The sequence below is a fragment of the Microbacterium sp. che218 genome, assembly GCF_040436305.1.
Taxonomy (GTDB): domain Bacteria; phylum Actinomycetota; class Actinomycetes; order Actinomycetales; family Microbacteriaceae; genus Microbacterium; species Microbacterium algihabitans.
On the sequence record NZ_AP031501.1, the window covers coordinates 1,020,913 to 1,042,790 of the forward strand.

At 69.6% G+C, this 21,878-nt stretch carries 19 protein-coding genes; 3 read left to right on the top strand and 16 right to left on the bottom strand.

Annotation, left to right across the window (positions count from 1 at the left end):
• Window positions 1–50: 50 nt before the first annotated feature.
• Genes ABXS86_RS04850 through argC form a run of 9 tightly spaced genes read right to left on the bottom strand, consistent with a single transcriptional unit; the run spans window position 51 to window position 9,365 of the window.
• The gene (locus ABXS86_RS04850; protein WP_353665801.1) at window positions 51–815 is read right to left on the bottom strand and encodes a hypothetical protein; all 765 of its coding nucleotides are present in this window, start codon (window positions 813–815) and stop codon (window positions 51–53) included.
• Window positions 812–1,459 carry a SatD family protein gene (locus tag ABXS86_RS04855; protein ID WP_307210195.1) on the bottom strand — a complete coding sequence of 216 codons (648 nt, stop codon included), beginning with the start codon at window positions 1,457–1,459 and terminating at the stop codon, window positions 812–814. The genes ABXS86_RS04850 and ABXS86_RS04855 overlap by 4 nt, the downstream gene beginning before the upstream one ends.
• Window positions 1,460–1,510: 51 nt before the next feature.
• On the bottom strand, window positions 1,511–2,941 hold the full coding sequence (argH, locus tag ABXS86_RS04860; RefSeq protein WP_307210193.1) for an argininosuccinate lyase: 1,431 nt from the start codon (window positions 2,939–2,941) through the stop codon (window positions 1,511–1,513).
• A gap of 9 nt (window positions 2,942–2,950) precedes the next feature.
• Entirely contained in the window at window positions 2,951–4,045 is a 1,095-nt protein-coding gene (locus tag ABXS86_RS04865; RefSeq protein ID WP_307210190.1) for a heparan-alpha-glucosaminide N-acetyltransferase domain-containing protein, read from the bottom strand.
• A gap of 56 nt (window positions 4,046–4,101) precedes the next feature.
• The gene (gene argF, locus ABXS86_RS04870) at window positions 4,102–5,025 is read right to left on the bottom strand and encodes an ornithine carbamoyltransferase (RefSeq protein WP_144828194.1); all 924 of its coding nucleotides are present in this window, start codon (window positions 5,023–5,025) and stop codon (window positions 4,102–4,104) included.
• Window positions 5,022–6,239 (bottom strand): acetylornithine transaminase, encoded by a 1,218-nt coding sequence (locus ABXS86_RS04875; protein ID WP_307214051.1) that lies wholly within the window; start codon window positions 6,237–6,239, stop codon window positions 5,022–5,024. Before ABXS86_RS04875 ends, argF begins: the two co-directional genes overlap by 4 nt.
• A 23-nt stretch (window positions 6,240–6,262) precedes the next feature.
• Window positions 6,263–7,165: an acetylglutamate kinase gene (argB, locus tag ABXS86_RS04880; RefSeq protein WP_144828202.1), complete on the bottom strand. Its 903-nt coding sequence runs from the start codon at window positions 7,163–7,165 to the stop codon at window positions 6,263–6,265.
• Window positions 7,162–8,319, bottom strand: coding sequence for a bifunctional glutamate N-acetyltransferase/amino-acid acetyltransferase ArgJ (argJ, locus tag ABXS86_RS04885; RefSeq protein WP_307210186.1), 1,158 nt, complete (start codon window positions 8,317–8,319; stop codon window positions 7,162–7,164). The genes argB and argJ overlap by 4 nt, the downstream gene beginning before the upstream one ends.
• Complete coding sequence (gene argC, locus ABXS86_RS04890; RefSeq protein WP_307210184.1) at window positions 8,316–9,365, bottom strand: N-acetyl-gamma-glutamyl-phosphate reductase; 1,050 nt, start codon at window positions 9,363–9,365, stop codon at window positions 8,316–8,318. Before argC ends, argJ begins: the two co-directional genes overlap by 4 nt.
• A gap of 659 nt (window positions 9,366–10,024) precedes the next feature.
• Here argC and ABXS86_RS04895 point away from each other — a divergent pair.
• The 3 genes from ABXS86_RS04895 to ABXS86_RS04905 are packed head-to-tail and all read left to right on the top strand — an operon-like array spanning window position 10,025 to window position 13,861.
• Entirely contained in the window at window positions 10,025–11,950 is a 1,926-nt protein-coding gene (locus tag ABXS86_RS04895; protein WP_353665802.1) for an LPXTG cell wall anchor domain-containing protein, read from the top strand.
• Window position 11,951: 1 nt separating this feature from the next.
• Window positions 11,952–12,782, top strand: coding sequence for a DUF5819 family protein (locus ABXS86_RS04900; protein ID WP_353665803.1), 831 nt, complete (start codon window positions 11,952–11,954; stop codon window positions 12,780–12,782).
• On the top strand, window positions 12,779–13,861 hold the full coding sequence (locus ABXS86_RS04905) for an HTTM domain-containing protein (RefSeq protein WP_353665804.1): 1,083 nt from the start codon (window positions 12,779–12,781) through the stop codon (window positions 13,859–13,861). The genes ABXS86_RS04900 and ABXS86_RS04905 overlap by 4 nt, the downstream gene beginning before the upstream one ends.
• A gap of 29 nt (window positions 13,862–13,890) precedes the next feature.
• Here the strand turns inward: ABXS86_RS04905 and pheT are convergent, their stop codons facing one another.
• The 7 genes from pheT to ABXS86_RS04940 all read right to left on the bottom strand — a co-directional run bounded on the left by pheT (window position 13,891) and on the right by ABXS86_RS04940 (window position 21,850).
• Window positions 13,891–16,401 (bottom strand): phenylalanine--tRNA ligase subunit beta, encoded by a 2,511-nt coding sequence (gene pheT / locus ABXS86_RS04910; protein WP_353665805.1) that lies wholly within the window; start codon window positions 16,399–16,401, stop codon window positions 13,891–13,893.
• A complete protein-coding gene (pheS, locus tag ABXS86_RS04915) occupies window positions 16,401–17,441 on the bottom strand; it encodes a phenylalanine--tRNA ligase subunit alpha (protein ID WP_353665806.1) in 1,041 nt (346 codons plus the stop codon). Before pheS ends, pheT begins: the two co-directional genes overlap by 1 nt.
• A gap of 70 nt (window positions 17,442–17,511) precedes the next feature.
• Window positions 17,512–18,429, bottom strand: a complete 918-nt coding sequence (locus ABXS86_RS04920) for an amino acid ABC transporter permease (RefSeq protein ID WP_353665807.1) — start codon at window positions 18,427–18,429, stop codon at window positions 17,512–17,514.
• Complete coding sequence (locus ABXS86_RS04925; RefSeq protein WP_144828231.1) at window positions 18,426–19,076, bottom strand: amino acid ABC transporter permease; 651 nt, start codon at window positions 19,074–19,076, stop codon at window positions 18,426–18,428. Before ABXS86_RS04925 ends, ABXS86_RS04920 begins: the two co-directional genes overlap by 4 nt.
• An 82-nt stretch (window positions 19,077–19,158) precedes the next feature.
• A complete protein-coding gene (locus ABXS86_RS04930) occupies window positions 19,159–20,082 on the bottom strand; it encodes a glutamate ABC transporter substrate-binding protein (RefSeq protein ID WP_144828234.1) in 924 nt (307 codons plus the stop codon).
• Between the two features lie 134 nt (window positions 20,083–20,216).
• Window positions 20,217–20,978: an amino acid ABC transporter ATP-binding protein gene (locus tag ABXS86_RS04935; RefSeq protein ID WP_373459131.1), complete on the bottom strand. Its 762-nt coding sequence runs from the start codon at window positions 20,976–20,978 to the stop codon at window positions 20,217–20,219.
• Window positions 20,979–21,052: 74 nt separating this feature from the next.
• Window positions 21,053–21,850, bottom strand: a complete 798-nt coding sequence (locus ABXS86_RS04940; protein WP_307210168.1) for a TrmH family RNA methyltransferase — start codon at window positions 21,848–21,850, stop codon at window positions 21,053–21,055.
• Window positions 21,851–21,878 lie beyond the last annotated feature (28 nt).

Consider the following 21,878-nt stretch of genomic DNA (forward strand, 5'->3'; position numbering starts at 1 on the left):
TGTCTCTGTCGACCGTACTCGGCGCCCGCGAGGCCCCGTGCGGGGGCTTGTCAGCCGGCGCGCACGCCCCACCACACGAGAAACGCCGCAGCCAGCGCCGTGACCCAGCTGACGAGGCTCCCGATGAGGAAGTACTCGGCGCGGTCGCCGTCGTCTCGATCGCGCGAGATCTCGGGGAAGCGCACGATGCCCTTCGCCGCGAGCACCGCGGCCAGCAGCGTGTAGGCGCCGGTGAGGGTGAGCACGAACACGAGGATGCGCTCGAGGGGGCCGATCAGGCGACCGCCCTTGAGGCCCGGCGCGGGGGCGACGGGGGCCGCCGCGTCGACTCCGACGGGGGCGGTTCCGGATGCCACGGGCCGGGTGTTCAGCTCGACCCGGCCGCCCATCTCGGAGCGCAGGGCGATCCGCACCACGGCGTTGCCCGATTCGAGCAGGAACACCAGGCACCCGATCACCAGCACGACGACGTCGATCGACACGGCGTTGCCGGGGCTGTACGTCGCCCAGGCCGCTCCGAGCAGGCCCGGTCGCGCGCGCCCGGGGGCGATCACGACGCACGCCGCGGCGGCGAGCGCGAGCAACGCGACGGGCCAGAGTCCCGCGCGCGCGGGTCCGTCTTCGGGCACGACCCAGGTCCAGATCGCGGCGACCGCCACCGCGAGCAGACCGGCGATGACCGCGTCGAGCGCCGCCGAGACGAGCACGAGCGCCACGGCCGCCGCGGCGAAGGCGATCCATCGTCGCGAGCGGACCATCTGCCGCAGCAGATCGACCACGCCGACCGCGACCAGCAGCAGGCCCGCGGCGATCACGCCGACCTCCGCGCGGTCAGCGCGAGGAAGCCCTCGACCAGCGCGGTCGACCCGGCGGCGGCGAGCGCCTGCGACACGGCCGACTGGCTGACGTCTTCGGCGGAGGCGAGCTCGCGCTGCGATCTGCCGAGGCACCGGCCGTAGGTGAGCCGGCGGGTGCGCTCGCTCATGGTCGAGACCTGCTGGTCGCGGCTCAGGGCGTAGGCCGCGGCCAGCGCGATGGTCTCGGACATGGTCGCATCCTCCCCTTCGGCCCCCACGATCCACGTGCGCGCGTGCGGCGCGGCGCGTTGCTGCAGGCGTTCGACGTGTTCGATCGCCTCGCGCGCCGCCCACCAGGCAGGACCTTCGGGAACCACGCGCTCTGCGAGGGCGATGGGACGCACCTCTCCGACGCCGATGCCGAAGCGGCAGTCGATCTCATCGGGGAGGGCGAGGCGCACGAGCAGCAGCGAGGCGAGCGCGTCGGACAGGGTCGGGTACTCCCCCTGCAGCTCGTCGCCGACGACCGCCGCCAGGGGGCTCGACGCCACGGGCAGATCGTGCTGGACTCGGTCGACCGTCTCGGCGATCGTGCGTTGCGCCCCGGCGCGGTCGCGCAGGCGTCGCGAGGCGACGATATCGGCGATGACGGTGACGGTCATGGGATAAGTCTCTCACTTATTCTTCGCGAAAGATAAGCAAAAGACTGATATTCAGTCGATGATCGGCCGCGCGGCCGCCTGAGCGCGCGACACGAGCTCTTCGCGCTGCTCCCCCACGCGTGCGGGGGCGGTGCCGCCGACCCCGGTGCGGCTCGAGACGGAGCCCTCGATGGTGAGCACCTCGCGCACCTGCGGCGTGAGCTGCGGCGACACCGAGGCGAGCAGGGCGTCGTCGGCGTCTTCGAGGCCGATGCCGCGCTGCTCGCACGCCCGCACGAGTGCGCCCGAGATCTCGTGCGCGTCGCGGAAGGCCACGCCCTGGCGCACGAGCCACTCGGCCACGTCGGTCGCGAGCGAGAAGCCCTGGGGCGCGAGCTCGGCCATGCGGTCGGTGTGGAAGACGAGGGTCGCGATCATGCCCGAGAACGCCGGCAGCACGAGCTCGAGCGTGCGGACCGAGTCGAACACCGGCTCTTTGTCTTCTTGCAGGTCGCGGTTGTACGCGAGGGGCAGGCCCTTCAGCGTCGCCAGCAGACCCGACAGGTTGCCGATCAGGCGGCCGGCCTTGCCGCGCGCGAGCTCGGCGATGTCGGGATTCTTCTTCTGCGGCATGATGCTCGACCCGGTCGAGTACGAGTCGTCGAGGGTGACGAAGCCGAACTCGCGCGTGTTCCAGAGGATGACGTCTTCGGCCAGGCGCGACAGGTCGACGCCGATCATCGCGGTGATGAAGGCGAACTCGGCCACGACGTCGCGCGAGGCGGTGCCGTCGAGCGAGTTCTCGGCCGGACGGGCGAGACCCAGGCGGTCGGCCACGAGCTGCGGGTCGAGCCCGAGCGTCGCTCCGGCGAGCGCCCCGCCGCCGTACGGCGACACCGACGCGCGCACCGACCAGTCGCGCAGGCGCTCGATGCCGCGCACGAAGGCCCAGCCGTAGGCCTGCAGGTGGTGCGCGAGAAGCACGGGCTGCGCGTGCTGCAGGTGCGTGCGCCCCGGCATGATGGCGCTCTCGTGCGCTTCGGCCTGAGCGACCAGGGCGTCGATCAGACGCAGCAGTTCGCGGGTGAGGGTGCGCGAGTGATCGAGCAGATACAACCGCACGAGGGTGGCGATCTGATCGTTGCGACTGCGACCGGCACGGAGCTTGCCGCCCACCGCCGCACCCACGGTCTCGATGAGCACGCGCTCGAGGGCGCCGTGCACGTCTTCGTCGCCGGGGGCCGCCACCAGCGAGCCGTCCATCACGCGAGCGGCGAGGGAGTCGAGACCGTCGTGCATCGCCGCGGCCTCATCGGCCGTGAGGTAGCCGGCGGCCTCGAGGGCGGCGGCGTGGGCGTGCGAACCCTGGATGTCGTAGAGTGCGAGGTCCCAGTCGAAGTGGGTGGAGCGGCTCAGCGCCGCCAGCTCGGGAGACGGCCCGCCCGAGAAACGGGCGCCCCACAGGGCACCCTCGTTCGTCGACTGACCGGTCTCGCTGCTCATCCCCCCAGCCTACCGAGGGCCACCGACACCGCCGGAGACGTCGGCCCCCTCGGACGCCGCAGACGACGGTCGGCCCGGGGTCGTGGCATCCGCCCCCACGACGACGCGCACGAGGGCGTCGATGAACATCTCGAGCGGCCCGCGGCCCACCAGCAGCGCCCACGCGGTGCACCCGACGATGAGCCCGATCGTCAAAGGGAAGAACAGACCCGACTCGCGCACCCCGACGATCTCGGACGTGTCGCCGAACAGCTCGAGCGACACCAGCGCCCACACCAGCAGTTGCACGACGTAGGCGGTCAGCGGCATCGAGCCCACGGCGCGCAGCGGCACGGCCACCCACCGCAGCGGGGTGCGGCACAGCAGCAGGCAGATCCCGATCGTGGCGAGGGCGAACCCGCCCGAGCCGATGACCTCCCACAGCCCCGACGAGTGATCTCCCGCCGTCAGCACGGTCCGCGCGTAGCGGTCGGTCACGACCGGCGCGGTCAGCAGCGCGCCGCCGTAGCCGACGATGATGAGCGAGCCGCCCGAGAGCACGAGCGAGGCCTGCTCCGACAGCTGACGCAGGTCGAGCCGGCCCACGCCCATCCCCGCGAGCACGAACGCGATCCATACCGGGAACGGGTAGTGCCAGCCGACGGCGGCCGACAGGTCGTCTCCCGCCGGCCCCGACCAGATCGGCGCCGCGTCCAGCACCGGCTGGATCCACGGCATGACCAGGGCGATCCCCGCCGCGACGAGGAACAGCGATCGCGCGCGCAGCCCGAGGAAGGGCAGCGCGAGCACGAACAGCACGGCGTACGCGGGGAGGATGACGTAGACCGGCACGCCGGTGAACACCAGCATCATGCCGATGACCCACAGCACCGCTCCGCGCAGCGCCAGGCGGGCGGCGGCGCGCGGGCGTCGCTCGGGCGCCAGCGGCCGCCGACCGCCGGTCACGAGCGAGATCGACACGCCCGCGAGTACCGCGAAGAGGATCGACGAGCGTCCGTTGACGAGGGTGATCCACGTCGAGGGGTCGGGCGTGAGCACCCTATCGGTGTCGAGCAGGTGCGCGGCCAGCATGCCCAGCACGGCGAGCGCGCGCGCCAAGTCCACGCCGACCAGCCGCCCCGGCCCGTCGAAACGGGTCCAGGAGCGGCGGAGGTGCGCGGTCAGCCCTGGCGCAGAAGCCACACCAGCAACGCCTTCTGGGCGTGGAGACGGTTCTCGGCCTCGTCCCACACCACGCTCTGCGGGCCGTCGATCACTTCGGCGTCGACCTCGTAGCCGCGGTCGGCGGGAAGGCAGTGGATGAAGATCGCGTCGTCGTCGGCGCGGGTCATGAGCTCGGTCGTGACCTTGAACCCGCCCAGGTCGCGGATGCGCGCGATCTTCTCCTCTTCTTTGCCCATCGACACCCAGGTGTCGGTGACGACGACGTCGGCTCCGGATGCCGCGGCCTCGGGGTCGCTGACGAGGGTGATCGATCCGCCGGTCTCGGCGGCGATCCGCTCGGCGTCGGCGATCACGTCGGCGCGCGGGGCGTAGTCGTCGGGAGCCGCGACGCGCACGTGCATGCCCGCCGTGACCCCGGCGAGCACGTACGAGTGCGCCATGTTGCTGCGGCCGTCGCCGAAGAACGACAGGGTCAGACCCTTCAGCTCGCCCTTGTGCTCGCGGATCGTGAGCAGGTCGGCCAGCAGCTGGCACGGGTGGAAGTCATCGCTCAGGGCGTTGATGACGGGCACGCGCGTTCCACGCGCCATCTCTTCGAGACCCGCCTGGGCGTAGGTGCGCCACACGATCGCTGCGACCTGCCGCTCCAGCACGCGTGCGGTGTCGGAGGGGGTCTCCTTGCCGCCGAGCTGGCTGTTGGCGGTCGAGATGATCAGCGGCGAGCCGCCGAGGTCGGCGATGCCGACGGCGAACGAGACGCGCGTGCGCGTCGACGACTTGTCGAAGATCACGGCGACCGTCTGGGGACCCTCGAGCGGCTTCTGCGCCCAGCGGTCCTTCTTCAGCTCGATCGCGAGGTCGAGGATCTCGGCCTGTTCGGCCGGGCTCAGGTCGTCGTCGCGAAGAAGGTGGCGGGTCACGCGGGTGCTCCAATGATCAGTGCGTCGGACACGGTGGCGAGAGAGGCGCCGAACAGCTCGAGGAACTCGGCCACCTCGGCGTCTCCGATCGTCAGCGGCGGCGCGATGCGGATGGTGTCGTCGTTGGCAGCGTTGACGATCAGGCCGTGCTGCTGGGCCGCGGCCACGACGGCCTTGGCGACGGGGCTCGACAGCGCGATGCCGAGCAGCAGCCCACGCCCGCGTACGCCCGCCACGAGGGGCGAGCCGAGCGCGGCGATCCCCTCACGCAGCTGCGTCTCGCGCCGCGCGGCGTTCTCGACGAGGCCGGCCGACTCGATCTCCTGCAGCACCGCGCCTCCGACGGCCGTGCCCAGGGCGTTTCCGCCGAAGGTCGAGCCGTGGGTGCCGGGGAAGAAGAGGTCGCTCGCCGCGCCGAAGGTGATGAGCGCACCGATGGGGAAGCCGCCGCCGATGCCCTTGGCCACCGTGATGGCATCCGGAACGATCCCGGCGTGCTGGAAGCCGAACCACGCGCCGGTGCGACCCGCGCCGGTCTGGATCTCGTCGATGATCAGCAGAGCCCCGTGACGGGCCGTGATCTCGCGGGCCGCCTGAAGGTACCCCTCGGGCAGCTCGACGACGCCCGCCTCGCCCTGGATGGGCTCCACGAGGAAGGCGGCGACGCGCTCGTCCATCGCGGCTTCGAGGGCCTCGATCGTGGTGTCGATGTGCTCGACGCCCGGGACCATCGGCAGGAAGTCGGCCTGCAGCGCGGGCTTTCCGGTGAGGGCCAGGGCCCCCATCGTGCGACCGTGGAAGCCGCCCTTGAGGGTGAGGATGCGGGTGCGGTCGGTGCCGCGACCGTGCAGGCGCGCGAGCTTCAGCGCGGCCTCGTTGGCCTCGGCGCCCGAGTTGCCGAAGTAGACACGACCCGACTCGCCCGTTCCGGCGAGACGCTTCAGGCGCGCCGCCATCGCCAGCTGCGGGGGCGTGGCGAAGTAGTTCGACACGTGCGAGAGGGTCGACGCCTGCGCGGTGATCGCCTCGACGAAGACGGGGTGGGCGTGCCCGAGCGCGTTGACCGCGATCCCGGCGAGGAAGTCGAGGTACTTCGTGCCGTCGCCGTCCCAGATGTAGGCGCCCTCACCGCGGACGAACAGAGCCATGCGGTCGCCGAAGCTGCGGACGAGGTCACGTCCGGCATCTTCCTGCCAGGGGGCGCGGGACGCCACGGGTTCCTGAGTCGTGTCCGCGTTCACGCGACCACCTCCGTTCCGATTCCTTTGTTGGTGAAGAGTTCGACGAGCACCGAGTGCGGCACGCGACCGTCGATGATGGCCGCGGTCGGTACTCCCCCGTCGACGGCGTCGAGGCACGCCTGCATCTTCGGGATCATGCCCGACTCCAGCGTCGGCAGCATCGTGCGCAGCTCGCTCGAGGTGAGGTGCGACACGAGCGAGTCGCGGTTCGGCCAGTCGGCGTACAGGCCCGGCACGTCGGTCAGAACGACGAGCTTCTTGGCGTTAAGCGCCGTCGCGAGGGCCGCCGCCGCGGCATCCGCGTTGACGTTCAACGACGTTCCGGGGTTGTCGAGATCGGGCGCGATGCTCGACACGATCGGCACGCGCCCCGCGGCCAGGTGATCGAGCACTGGCTGCGGGTCGACCGTGACGACATCGCCGACGCGGCCCAGGTCGTGCTCGACGCCGTCGACGACGACACCGCGACGCCGACCGCCGAACAGACCCGCGTCTTCGCCGCTGAGGCCGGTCGCCAGCGGACCGTGCGCGTTGACCTTGGCCACGAGCTGCGGGTTGATCTGCCCGGTGAGCACCATGCGCACGACGCCGATCGCCTCGGTCGAGGTCACCCGGTAGCCCCCGCGGAACTCACTCGGGATGTCGAGACGGTTCAGCATCGACGAGATCTGCGGTCCGCCGCCGTGCACGACGACCGGCTTCACGCCCACGTACCGGAGGTAGGCGATGTCGGCGGCGAAGGCGTCCTGCAGCTCGTCGCTGACCATCGCGTTGCCGCCGTACTTCACCACCACCACCTGGTCGCGGTACTTGCGCACCCACGGCAGCGACTCGACGAGCGTGACCGCCCGCTCGCTGGCTTCGGCGGGATCGGTGTCTTGCAGATCGACGTGAGTCATGAGGAGTAGGCGCTGTTCTCGTGGACGTACTCGTGCGTGAGGTCGTTGGTGCGGATCGTGGCGGTGGCCTCGCCGACCTTGAGGTCGATGACGAGGTCGGTGGCCCGCGGGGTGAGGTCGACGTCCTCGCGCGGACGGTCCGGACCACCGGCCGTGCAGACGCGCACGCCGTTCATCCAGACGTCGACGTCGTAGGGGTCGAAGGCGGCCTGCGTCGTGCCGATGGCGGCGAGCACGCGCCCCCAGTTGGCGTCGTTGCCGAAGATCGCGGCTTTGAAGAGGTTGTTGCGCGCGACCGAGCGACCCACCTCGACGGCGTCGTCTTCGGTCGCGGCGTTGGCGACGCGGATCGTGATGTCGTGACTGGCGCCCTCGGCGTCGCCCTGCAGCTGCGCGGCGAGGTCGTCGCACACCGCGGCGAGCGCGTCGCCGAACTCCTCGGCATCCACGCGGATGCCGCTGGCGCCGCTGGCCATCAGGGTCACCTGGTCGTTAGTCGACATGCAGCCGTCGGAGTCGAGCCGGTCGAAGCTCACGCGCGTGGCGCGACGCAGAGCGGCATCCGCTTCCGCCGCGTCGAGCACCACGTCGGTGGTGAGCACCACGAGCATCGTCGCCAGGCCCGGAGCCAGCATGCCGGCGCCCTTCGCCATGCCGCCGATCGACCAGCCGTCGCCGACGTGCACCGCCCGCTTCGGACGCGAGTCGGTCGTCATGATGGCCAGGGACGCGTCTTCGCCGCCGTCGGACGACAGCGCGGTCACGCCCTGCTGCACCCCGTCGAGGACCTTCGCGCGGAAGACCTCGTCGCCGGTGCCGATGAGGCCCGTCGAGCACACGACCACGTCTCCGGCTCCGACACCGAGGAGCTCGGCGGCGCGCTCGGCCGTCTGGTGGGTGGTCTGGAAGCCGAACGAACCCGTGAAGCAGTTGGCTCCGCCGGAGTTGAGGACGACCGCCTCGATCACGCCGTCTTTCACCACCTGCTCCGACCACAGGATCGGGTTGGCCTTGGCGCGGTTCGAGGTGAACACGGCGGCGCCGACCTTGAGCGGTCCGCGGTTGACGACCAGGGCGACGTCGCGGGCACCGGTCGACTTCAGGCCGACGGCGACGCCGGCCGCCTCGAATCCAGCGGGGGCGGTCACACTCACGGGGCGACTCCGTTCAGGGGAAGGGCGGTGGTCTCGGCGAGGCCCAGCGCGATGTTCATGGACTGCACGGCAGCGCCGGCGGTGCCCTTGACGAGATTGTCGACGGCGGCGACGACGGTGACCCGGTTCGCCGCGCGATCGATCGCGAGACCCATCGAGGCGACGTTCGCGCCGAGCACGTCGGCCGTGCGGGGGAAGACGCCCGCGGGCAGCAGCTCGACGAAGGGCTCGTCGCCGTACGCCTTCTCCCACGCGCCGCGGATCTCGGCATCCGTCATTCCCTCCACGAGGGGGGCCGACGACGTCGCCAGGATCCCGCGTGCCATCGGAACCAGCACCGGGGTGAAGGAGATCCGGATGCCGTCGGCCGAGGCTCCCGCAGCGACGAGCGCCTGGCGGATCTCGGGGATGTGCCGGTGTGTACCGCCAACGGCATATGGGTTGGCAGAGCCCAAGATCTCGCTCGCGAGGAGGTTGGTCTTGGCGGATTTGCCGGCGCCGCTGGGGCCGACCGCGAGCACCGAGACGATGTCGCGTCCGTCGATGACTCCGGCGGCGATGCCGGGAGCGAGCGACAGCGACACCGTCGAGGCGTTGCAGCCGGGGGCCGCGATGCGCTTCGCGGCGCGGAGGTTCTCCCGCTGCTTGCCGCTGGCGATCGGGAGCTCGGGCACTCCGTACGCCCACGGCTCGGGGTGATCCCCGCCGTAGAACGCCGCCCAATCGGCGGAGGAGACGAGACGGTGATCGGCTCCCGCGTCGATCACGAGAGGCGTGTCGGCCAGAGCGTCGGTGTATTGCGCGGACTGACCGTGCGGCAGCGCGAGGAAGACGATGTCATGACCGGTCAACACCTCGGGTGTCGTGGGCTGCAGGTCGAGTCCGGCGAGCGAGCGCAGGTGCGGTTGATGGGCGAGGAGGGGTTGACCGGCGTTCGCGTGAGCGGTGACGGTGCGGACCTCGACGTCGGGATGGTCGGCGAGGAGGCGGAGGATTTCGCCACCTGCATAGCCGGAAGCGCCGGAAACGGCGACCGAGAGGGTCATGTATCCACCTTACGAGTCGGACGGGTGCTGGAATCAGCAAGAACCGGGGCGGCGACGCCCGTATGCCCGACCGATGGCGGGTTACGAGGTCGCCGAGAATCGGCGCGCGACCCGACGTCGACGCTCGCCACCGGTGCTCACGGAGAGCTCCTCGGTGCGTGCGGTGATCGACGACATGTGGCGAGGGTATCCGCCGCGGCGAGCGCGGGGCAAATCGGGTCCTCTTCAACGCCCGCGTGATAGCAGCCGTGAATCCGCCTCGCAATGGTTCCGTGTCCCCCGTTCGGGGGACACGAAAACCGTAATATGTGAGACCTGCCCTCATCGCCGGGCACTTCCGACTGCCCCCCTTACCGGCGATGAGGGCAGATCTCTGCGCACCCGGAGGTGCACGCGTACGATCCTACGTCGATCGAAGAATAGTGCAGCGGGTGAGTGTGACGCCTCGAACGGGTGAAGTCAACTACTTACAGCTACTTCATTCGATTCCCTATTTTCATTCCCGTGGTGCTTAGGGGGGCCTAGGACACCAGGGGATTCTTGTGCTTCGCACGAACTTTCACGACGATCGCGTTCCGCGCACGATGCGGGCGCGTCGAACGATCATTCAGACGACGGCGGTCATCACGTTGAGCGCCTTGGCGGCGTTCGGAGCGCCGTTGAGCGCGTCCGCCGTGGGTGAGGCGGTCACCGCCGAGTCGACCACCACCACGACCACGACCACGCCGACGACCGACGGGCACACCGACGGATCGACGGACGGATCGACCGACGGACACACGGACGGCACCACCGACGGACACACCGACGGGACGACCGACGGATCGACCGACGGCAGCACCGACGGATCGACCGACGGACACACGGACGGCACCACCGACGGACACACAGACGGGACGACCGACGGATCGAGCGACGGCAGCACCGACGGATCGACCGACGGACACACGGACGGCACCACCGACGGACACACAGACGGACACACGGACGGCAGCACCGACGGAACGACCGACACCAAGGACGCCGCGGACTCGTGGGACTCGAAGGACATGACTGACTCGAAGGACGCACACGACGCGACCGACTCGAAGGACATGACCGACTCCAAGGACTCGTGGGATGCCACGGACTCGAAGGACATGACCGACTCCAAGGACTCGTGGGATGCCACGGACTCCAAGGACATGACCGACTCGAAGGACGCGCACGACGCGACGGACACCAAGGACTCCTGGGACGCAACCGACTCCAAGGACATGACCGACTCGAAGGACTCGTGGGATGCCACGGACTCGAAGGACACGACCGACTCCAAGGACTCCTGGGATGCAACGGACTCGCACGACGCGACGGACACCAAGGACTCCTGGGACGCAACCGACTCCAGGGACATGACCGACTCGAAGGACTCGTGGGATGCCACGGACTCGAAGGACATGACTGACTCGAAGGACTCGCACGACGCGACGGACTCGAAGGACATGACCGACTCGAAGGACTCGCACGACGCGACCGACTCGAAGGACATGACCGACTCCAAGGACATGACCGACTCGAAGGACTCGTGGGATGCCACGGACTCGTGGGACGCGAAGGACTCGACCGACTCTTGGGACGCTACGGACTCCAAGGACATGAAGGATTCCAAGGACTCCACTGACTCCAAGGACTCCCACGACGCGACCGACGCGAAGGACATGACCGACTCGAAGGACTCGCACGACGCGACCGACTCCAAGGACTCGACTGACTCCAAGGACTCGCACGACGCGACCGACTCCAAGGACATGACCGACTCCAAGGACTCCCACGACGCGACCGACTCCAAGGACTCCAAGGACTCAGCGGACTCCAAGGACTCCCACGACGCGACCGACTCCAAGGACTCGACTGACTCCAAGGACTCCAAGGACTCGACCGACTCCAAGGACTCCAAGGACTCCAAGGACTCCGCGGACTCCGCGGACTCCCACGATGCGACCGACGCCAAGGACATGACCGACTCCAAGGACTCCACCGACTCCAAGGACTCAACTGACTCGGCCGACTCCAAGGACTCGACTGACTCGGCCGACTCCACCGACTCGCACGACGCCACGGACTCCCGTGACGCCACCGACTCGCACGACGCCACCGACTCGACCGACTCCTCGGACCGCTCGGGCACCCCGGCGGGCTACGCCGCTCCCAGCACGGGTTCGCAGCTGGCCGTGACCGGCTCCGACACCGGCAGCAGCGCCGCGACGTTCTCGCTCCTGGCCGGTGCGATGCTCCTGGTCGGATTCGGTCTGATGGCCGCCCGTCGTCGCAGCACGCGTCCTGCCGTCGCCTCGGCATCCGCGGCATCCGTCGCCCGGACCGCACCGCCCGTCTCGCCCGCACCGTCGATCGTCGACCGCCCGTCCACCGCGACCTCGACCACCACGATGAGTTCGGCCACGACGAGCCCGCGCACCGCGGAGGGATCACCCGCCCCGCGGGGTGGGGCCCGACGCAGCTCGCGATCGGCCTCGCCGCATCGCCGAGACGGTTCGCCGGGAGCAGACGGCACCGATGGTCCTGTCGACGGCTCGCTGAGCGGCTGACATGACCACGAAGAAGACAGGGGCCGGTCGCACCACGCGGCCGGCCCCGGCCCCCCGCCCCGCTCCGGCGGCGCGGGGGCGCCTCGCGCCCACGATCGCGACGGTGGCTGCCGTCGTGGTCGTGGGGGCGTACGTGTTCGTGAGTGCGACGTTCACCGCTCCCCCGTCGCCCGCGCGGGCGATGGTGAGCGACGGTTTCGCGCCGTACTTCTCGCAGCGGTGGGACGTGTTCGCGCCGAACATCCTCCGTGTCAACAGTGCTCTGCAGGTGCAGGCGCAGTGGCGCGATGACAACGGCGACCTGCAGGCGAGCGACTGGATCGACGTCACCGACATGGAGCTCGCCGCGGTGCGCGGCATCCCGACCCCGTCGCGCATCTCGAAGAACAGCATCAACGCGCTGAGCACCTACCTCGAGCGCTACGACGAACTCACCCCCGCCCAGCAGGATCGGGTGCAGGACTCGTTCATCGAGCGCTCCCCCGACGGCGGTTTCACCGCGATCCCGGATGCCGACCTGCGCGCCGAACTCGACGGTCTCGGCGACAGTGGCGAAGGGTCGTCCGTTCCGTTCGTGCGGTACGACTACATGCTGAACCGTTTCTCCACCGCGTTCACCGAGGCGTACTTCGGGCGCGACGTGGAGAGGGTGCGGTGGCGAGCGCAGTTCGACCGACCGAACGAGTTCCTCCACCGTTTCGACGACGAGCGTCAGTTCGACCTGAACGAGCTCACTTTCGGATGGCGTGCGGCCGAGCAGGCCGACGACCCATCGGTGCGCGGCATCTTCGCCGACGTGCAAACGCGCTACACCGGCGAGGAGCGGCGATGACCATCCAGTTCACCCGACGTCAGGGGTGGCGACACCGCCTGTCCCCCGTGCAGCTGTGGACCGGCTTCCAGGACTGGCTGACGTCGGCGAAGCACGCGACCATCGGGTTCTCGCTGCTGCGGATCATCTTCGCGGTGGCGATGCTGCTCGTGCTGCTGCCGAGCTTCGCCGACCGGCACTACCTGTGGGGGGCGGGGTCGTGGTGGGTGGAGCCCGAGGCGCGTCGCCGCGGGTGGTGGGAGCCCTTCCGGCTCATCTTCGCCAAGAACGATCCGGTGCTGTTCGACCTGGCGTACTTCGCGCTCATCGCCCTCGCGCTGCTGTTCCTCGTGGGCTTCAAGACCCGCTGGGTGACGCCTGTGCTGCTGTTGTTCTGGGTCGGCCTCTCGGCCAACACGACACTGCTGACCAACGGCGGTGACACCCTCATGCGGATCGTGCTGGTGTTCGCGCTGTTCGCCGACCTCAGCCGGCACCTCTCCGTCGACGCCTGGCTGCGGCGCAGGCGCGGCGAGCGGGCCGGACGGTTCGACGCGCTCCGACGTCGCGTACCCGAGTGGCTTTCACCGCTGCTGCACAACACCGCGCTCATCCTGTGCTGCTACCAGATCCTGCTCGTGTATCTCGTGTCGTCGATCCTCAAGCTGCAGGGCGAGGAATGGATCTCCGGGACGGCCCTCTACTACGCCCTCTCGCTCACGGAGTTTCAGGTGCTCCCCGCGCTGAGCGAAGCGGTGTGGCAGGTGACGCCGTTCATCATGGTCGGCACGTGGTTCGCTCTCGTCGTGCAGCTGACGTTCCCGGTGGCGCTGCTGTGGAAGCCGTCGCGCTACGTCGCGGTCGCGGGCCTCTCGCTCACGCACTTCGGCATCGGCCTGCTGCTCGGACTCTGGCCGTTCTCGCTCGCCATGATCGCGCTCGACCTGCTGCTCGTGCGCGACGCGTCGTGGTTGCGCGTGCGTGCCGTGGTCGGCATGGTCTTCACGCGCGGCCGTCGGGCCGTCGCCGCGTCCCGCGAGAGCGTGCACGAAGGGGGCGATGACCTGACCCCGGAAACGCCGGAGCGCCGCGCAGCATGAGCCGGCGGCGCCCCTGGTCGTGAGCGTGCTCAGTCGCGGATGGCCGCGCCGAACCGGTCGGCGGCCACCGCGACACCGGCGAGCTTGGCCTCGGTGGCCTCGGCTGCCGTGAGGGTGCGGTCGTCGGCGCGGAAGCGCAGCGCGAACGTGAGGCTCTTCGTTCCCTCGGCGAGTCCCTGGCCGCGATAGTCGTCGACCAGGCGAGCGCCCTCGATCAGCGGGGCACCGCCCTCGAGCAGCGCGGCACGTACGTCACCGGCGGCGACGTCGATCGGAACCGTGAGCGAGACGTCCTGCGTGGCGGCGGGGAAACCCGAGAGCGATGCCGCGACGACCCGCGACTGCGCGAGCTCGAGCATCGCGTCGAGGTCGAGCTCGGCCACCAGCACCCGCCCGGGCAGGTCGGCCGCAGCCGACACCGCGGGCAGCAGCTCGCCGACGTATCCGATGTCGTGCCCCGAGGCGAGCACCCGCGCCGTACGGCCCGGGTGCAGCGCGGCGCGCTGGGCCTGCACGAGCTCGATGTCGAGCCCGGCGGCGGCGGTCAGCACGCGCACGGCGTCCACGGCATCCGCGAGATCCGCGACGACCGCGGACTGACCCGGCTGCTTCGCGACCGTGTGACCGGTCAGCAGAACGGCCACGTGCCGACGCTGCGGCGGGATCGACGCGTCGAGGGCGGTCAGGGTCGCGGCATCCGGACGCACCGCCAACGGCGGCACCGACGACGTGCCGTATTGCACACCCGGCTTGGGCAGGAAGACGGTTCCGGTCTCGAAGAGCGCGAGGTCGACGATGCCGCGCGACACGTTGCGGTGCGCCACCTGCAGCAGCGCAGGCACGAGCGAGCGCCGCAGGAACGGCGCGAGACCGTCGAGCGGGTTCGCGAGCTTCACACTGGGCAGCGGGTCACCCGAGGGCGAGCCGTGCAGAGCGTTCTGCTCCTCGGTCGTGAAGGGGAACGAGGGCGTCTCGACGAATCCGGCCGACGCGAGCGCGTTGGCGATGCGGCGGCGTCCCTGCTGCGCGGAGGTGAGTCCGCGGCCCGACGGCGGAGTCGGCAGCACCGAGGGGATGCGGTCGTACCCCTCGATACGCGCGACCTCCTCGGCCAGCGTCCACTTGTCGGTGAGGTCGGGGCGCCACGACGGCGCGGTGACCGCCCACCCACCCTCGCGCTCCTCGACGGTGCCGCCGATCAGGCGCAGGGCGCGCACGATCTCGTCGTCGGTGTACGCGACGCCGATGAGGCCTGGGACGAATCCGGCCGGCAGCGTGATCGGGTCACGACGGTAGGTCGACGGGAGGGATCCGCCCAGCTCGGTGTCGAGGGTTCCGCCGGCGAGCTCGACCATCAACGACGCGACGCGCTCGGCCGCGACATGGGCCACGAGCGGGTCGACTCCGCGCTCGAAGCGGCGCGAGGCCTCCGAGGGCAACTTGTGCCGGCGGGCGGTGCGCGCGATCGAGACCTGGTCGAACGTCGCCGCCTCGATGAGCACGTTGCGCGTGGCGTCGCTCATCTCGGTGGGGCCACCGCCCATGACGCCGGCGAGGCCGATCGGGCCCGACTCGTCGGTGATGAGCAGGTCTTCGGCGTGGAGCGTGCGCACCTGGCCGTCGAGCGTCTCGAGCTTCTCGCCCTGCGCCGCGCGGCGCACGGTGATGCCGCCCTGGAGTCGGTCGAGGTCGTACCCGTGGATCGGCTGACCCAGCTCGAGCATCACGTAGTTGGTGATGTCGATGAGCACCCCGAGCGAACGGATGCCGGCGAGCGAGAGCCGCGTGATCATCCACGGAGGCGTCGGTCGCGACGGGTCGACGTCGCGCACGATGCGCGCGACGAACTGGCTGGCGCCCGCGCGTCCGCGGATCGGGGCGCCGTCGTCGACGGTGATCGGGAAGCCCTCGGGCGTCCGTGCGACCGCAGCGTCGTGACCGGCACCCGGATCGCGGAAGGCAGCACCCGTGGCGTGCGAGTACTCGCGGGCGACGCCGCGCAGCGACAGGGCGTAGCCGCGGTCGGGGGTGACGTTGATCTCGACGGCGATGTCGTCGAGGCCCAGCAGCGCGATCGCGTCGGTTCCGACGGGAGCGTCGATCCCCAGCTCGACCAGGCGCAGGATGCCGGAGTGCTCGGTGCCGAGACCCAGCTCCTTCGCCGACGCGATCATGCCGTCGGACACGTGACCGTAGGTCTTGCGCGCGGCGATCGGGAACGGTCCGGGCAGCACGGAGCCGGGCAGGGTCACCACGACCTTGTCGCCCTCGAAGAAGTTGCCCGCACCGCAGACGATGCCGCGCACTCCCCCGTTCTCGGCGCCGACGTCGACCTGGCACCAGCGGATGGTCTTGCCGTTCGACTGCGGCTCGGGGGTGAATTCGACCACCTGCCCGACGACGATGGGGCCGGACAGCTCGAAGCGGTGCACGTCTTCTTCTTCGAAGCCGACGGAGACGAGGGCCGCCAGGACGTCTTCGGGCGTGGCCTCGGCCGCGACGTCGACGTACTCGCGCAACCAGGAGAGCGGGACGCGCATCAGACCACCATTCCGAACTGCTCGCTGAAGCGGACATCGCCCTCGGCCATGTCGCGCATGTCTTGCACGTCGCTGCGGAACATGAGCGTGCGCTCGATGCCCATGCCGAAGGCGAAGCCCGAGTACTCCTCGGGGTCGATGCCCGCGGCCCGCAGCACGTTGGGGTTCACCATGCCGCAGCCACCCCACTCGATCCATCGGGCGCCGCCCTTGAAGGTCGGATGCCAGAGGTCGAGCTCGGCGCTCGGCTCGGTGAACGGGAAGAAGTTGGCGCGGAAGCGCGTCTTCGCCTCGGGCCCGAACAGCACGCGCGCGGCGTGGTCGAGGGTGCCCTTGAGGTGGGCCATGGTGATGCCCTTGTCGACGACGAGTCCTTCGAACTGCGTGAACACCGGCAGGTGCGTGGCGTCGAACTCGTCGGTGCGGTACACCCGGCCCGGGCACAGCACGTAGATCGGCAAGTCGCGCTCGAGCATCGACCGCACCTGCACGGGGCTCGTGTGCGTGCGGAGCACGAGGTGGCGCGCGACGGGATCGACGAAGAAGGTGTCCTGCATCTGCCGTGCAGGGTGGTCGACGTCGAAGTTGAGCGCGTCGAAGTTGAACCACTCGTGCTCGAGCTCCGGCCCCTCCGCGATCTCCCAACCCATGCCGACGAAGATGTCGGACACCTGCTCTTGCAGGAGGGTGATCGGATGCCGTGCCCCGACGCGAGCGCGCTGCGGGAGCGCCGTCACGTCGATGCGCTCGGCCTCGAGCTGGGCCGCGGTCTCGGCGGCGGCGAGCTCCGCCTCGCGAGCGGCGAGAGCCTGGTTCACCTGACCGCGGGCCTGCCCGACGAGCTTGCCGAAGGAGGCCTTGTGCTCGGGGGCGATGTTGCGCATCTGGGCGTTCAGCTGGGCGAGGGAGGACTGCTCCCCCGTGTGCGCGGAACGGGCGGACTTCAGCTCGGCGGTGGTCGCGGCGGCGGCGATGGCGGCAAGGGCCTCATCGACCGCGGAGGCGACGGCCTCGGGGGTGATCTCGGGTGCGTCGGACACGAGATGAGAGTCTACCGACGGGCGGGGACACTCCCCCGCCCGTCGGTGATTCCGACGCTCGGCTCGGCGCTCAGGACGCCGAGCCGGGACCGTTCTTTCCGAAGCCCCGCTGGGCCACGATGAGCTCGGTGTCGGTGCCGGTCTGCCCCGCCGGCTCCGCGGGGGCGACGTTGCCCGCCTTCGGCGAACGGCGCAGGCCGACCTCGACGCGGTGAGCGGCGAACGACAGGGCGAGGCACATCGCGACGTAGATCACGCTGGCGATCATCGCGGCGGGGATCAGCGGCGAGCCGTACTCGCCGTTCGAGCCGAGGAGTCGGGCGAAGTACAACAGCTCGGGGTAGGTGATGATGAAGCCGAGCGCGGTGTCCTTCAGGGTGACCACCAACTGCGCGATGATCACGGGGAGCATGGCGCGGATCGCCTGCGGCAGCAGGATCAGGCGCATGACGCCCGCCTTGCGCAGCCCCACCGCGTAACCGGCCTCGCTCTGCCCGCGGGGCAGCGACTCGACGCCGGCGCGGATGACCTCCGACAGCACGGAGCCGTTGTAGAGGATCAGCGCGATGACCACGGCCCAGTACGACGACATCTTGATGCCGATGACCGGCAGACCGTAGTACAGCAGCAGCATGAAGACGAGCACGGGGACGGCGCGAAGGATCTCGACCACCCAGCCGACGGGCAGCCGCACCCAGCGGTGGTCGGACATGCGCCCGATGGCGAGCACGAACCCGAGGATCAGTGCCCCGACCGCGGCGACGGCGAAGGCCGCCAGGGTCGCGAGCGTCGCCTGGCCGAAGCGCTCCCAGATCGCGGAGTAGGTGAAGACGTTCCACTTCGCGGCGGAGAACTGCCCGGTGTCGATGAACCGCCAGATCACGAAGCCGACCACGGCGGCGACGAGCAGCAGGGTGGCGGCGCCGATGATGCGGTTGCGCAGCTGCGCCCGCGGGCCCGGCACGTCGTACAGGACGGAGGAGCTCATCGGACGACCTTCCACTTCTTCTCGGCGGCGTTCTGGAGGGCGGCCAACAGGAGCACGAGGATGACGAACACGACCATCACCAGCAGGATCGTGACGAGCTGGTTCTCGCCGTTCTCACTCATGGTGGCGCGGATGTTGCCGAGGTTGACCACCGAGAAGCCGGCGGCGACGGTGGTGTTCTTGAGCAGAGCGATAAAGACGCTCATCATCGGGGGGATGACCGAGCGGGTGGCCTGGGGCAGGACGATCAACGACATGACCTGCCCGAATCCGAGGCCGAGGGCGCGGGCCGCTTCGGCCTGCCCGACCGGAACGGTGTTGATGCCGGAGCGGATGGTCTCCGCGACGTAGGTGGCCGTGTAGACGCCGAGCCCGCACACGGCCAGCAGCAGGAAGCTGCCGCGGGGCACGTCGACGAGCAACGGCACGCAGAACGCGAAGAAGAAGAGCACGAGCGTCAGCGGGGTGTTGCGGATCCAGTTGACGTAGACCGCGCCGACGGCGCGCGCGATGGGAACGGGAGACACCCGCATCGCCGCGACGACGAAGCCGAGCACGAGGGCGATGAGTCCGCCGCCCACGAAGAGCACGACGGTCCCCCACAGCGCCTGTCCCCACAGGTCGGGGTAGTCGAAGATCTGATTCACCGGAATCTGTCCGTTCTGTCGCGGGTCTGTCGCGTGGAGCTCGGGAGTGCGGGCGGCGCGGATGCGCCGCCCGCACGGGTGATCAGCTGACGGGGTCGACCGCCGGCTGCTCGCCCTTGACGCCCGAGGCGCCGAGGTTCTTCTCGAAGATGGCCTCCCAGGTGGATCCACCGTCGGTGAACATCGTGTTCACGAACTCCTGGAAGGCGGTGTCGCCCTTGGCGATGCCGACGCCGTAGCGCTCCTCGCTGAAGGGCTCGCCCGCGATCTTGAGGTTGTCGGGGTCCTGAGCGGCGTAGCCGAGGAGGATCGCCTCGTCGGTGGTGACCGCGTCGACCTCGCCGTTCTTGAGCTTCTCGACGCACTGCGAGTAGGTGTCGAACTCGACGACCTTCGCGGGAGTCTGCTCGCGGATGCGCTGGATCGGCGTCGAACCCGTCACCGAGCACACCGTGGTCTCGGCCGTGAGCGAGTCCTTGCCCGTGATGGTGTCGTCATCGGCGGCTACCAGCAGGCCCTGACCGGTGAGGAAGTACGGGCCGGCGAAGGAGATCTGCTCCTTGCGCTTGTCGGTGATCGAGTAGGTGCCGACGTAGTAGTCGATGTCACCGTTGATCAGGGCCTGCTCGCGGTTGGCCGAGGCGATGGCCTTGTACTCCACCTTCGACTCGTCGGCCGGGTCGAAGCCGAGCGACGCGGCGATCCAACGCGCGACGTCGACGTCGAAGCCCTTGCGCTCGCCCGTCACCGGGTCGAGGTAGCCGAGGCCGGGCTGGTCTTCCTTCACACCGACGACGACCTTACCGGCCGACTCGATCTTGGTGAAGGTGGGGCTGTTCTCGATCGTGACGTCGGTGGCGACCGCGCCGTACACCGGTGCGTCGCTGCCGCCGTCGGAGGCACCGTCACCGGGTGCTGCGCCCGGGGTGCCGCTGTTGCAGGCCGTCAGAGCCAGAAGACCGGCGGCGATGATGCTCGCGCCGGCGAGAAAACGTGTCTTACGCATGTGATGTCTCCTTGGTTACGTGTGCTGTGCGGATGAAAAGTCTGGGGTGACGGCGCGCGAAAAGGACCGGGGGGAACGGTCGAGCGGCTTTCGGCGGAAGAACCTCCTCGTTCGACGCCGTCATGAGGAACGCGTCAGTGCGTGATGAGCTTCGAGAGGAAGTCCTTCGCGCGATCCGACTCGGGCTGGGTGAAGAACTTCTCGGGGGTCGCCTGCTCGACGATCTGCCCGTCGGCCATGAACACCACGCGGTTCGCGGCCTTGCGGGCGAAGCCCATCTCGTGGGTGACGACGATCATCGTCATGCCTTCTTTGGCGAGGCCGACCATGACATCGAGCACCTCGTTGATCATCTCGGGGTCGAGCGCGGAGGTCGGCTCGTCGAAGAGCATGACCTTCGGCTTCATGGCGAGCGCCCGGGCGATCGCCACGCGCTGCTGCTGACCACCAGAGAGCTGGGCGGGCAGCTTGTCGGCCTGATGCCCGACGCCCACGCGCTCCAGGAGCGCCCGGGCCTCCTTCTCGGCATCCGCCTTCTTCATCTTGCGAACCTTGATGGGGCCGAGCGTGACGTTCTCGAGGATCGTCAGGTGCGCGAAGAGGTTGAACGACTGGAACACCATGCCGACGTCGGCACGCAGCTCGGCCAGGCCCTTCCCCTCTTTGGGAAGCTCCTTGCCGTCGATGGTGATCGAGCCGCTCGTGATGGTCTCGAGACGGTTGATGGTGCGGCACAAGGTGGACTTGCCCGAACCGGAAGGACCGATGACCACGACGACTTCGCCGCGGTCGACGGTGAGGTCGATGTCTTTCAGGGCCTGGAACTGCCCGTAGTGCTTCTGCACGTCGGAGACGACGACCAGGGGCTCGGAGCTCGCCGGGGGTACGGATGCCATGTGTTCACCCTATGAGGGTGAAGGGTGGCCGACCACATTCCCGCGCACGCCTTAACCGTTCTGTAACAGCCGCCTCAACCGGCGCGCTGCGCGAAAGCGGTCTCGTACAGGCACACGCTGGCGGCCGTGGCGAGGTTCAGCGACTCCGCCCGACCGTAGATCGGCAGGCGCAGCGACAGGTCGGCGTGAGCCAACGCCGTCTCGTCGAGGCCTCGCGCCTCGTTGCCGAACAACCACGCCGTCGGCTCCGCGAGGAGCTCGCGAGACGCCAGGAAATCCGCGCCATCGACGTCGGCCGCGACCACGCGGAGTCCGGCCTCGTGCACGCGCTCCACGACATCGGCCAACTCGAGATCGACGGCGATCGGCACGTGGAAGAGCGAGCCGGTCGTCGAGCGCACGACCTTGGGGTTGTAGGGGTCGACCGTGCGACCGGTGAGGATCACGGCATCCGCCCCCGCCGCATCGGCGGCCCGGATGATCGTGCCGAGATTGCCCGGGTCGCGGACCTCCTCGCAGATCGCGATCAGACGCGGGCGGCCCGCCAGCAGGTCTTTGAGCGCCGTCGGCGCCTGACGCGCCACCGCGACGATGCCCTGCGGCGTGACGGTGTCGGCCATCGCGTCGAGGACCGCCTCGGTCGTGTACTGCAGGTCGACGTCGGCGCGCTCGGCCAGCTCTCGCACATCGACGTGCTTCTCGAGCGCCGTGGGCGTCGCGTACAACTCAAGCACGGTGTCGGGTGCCCATTCGAGCGCCTCGCGGGCGGCCTGCGGACCCTCGAGCAGGAAAAGACCGGTCTCTTGACGGGCGGCGCGCTTGCTGAGCTTGGCCACGGCGCGCACCCGCGGCGAACGGGGGTTCTCGAGCACGGACTCAGTGTATGACGCCGACGGCATG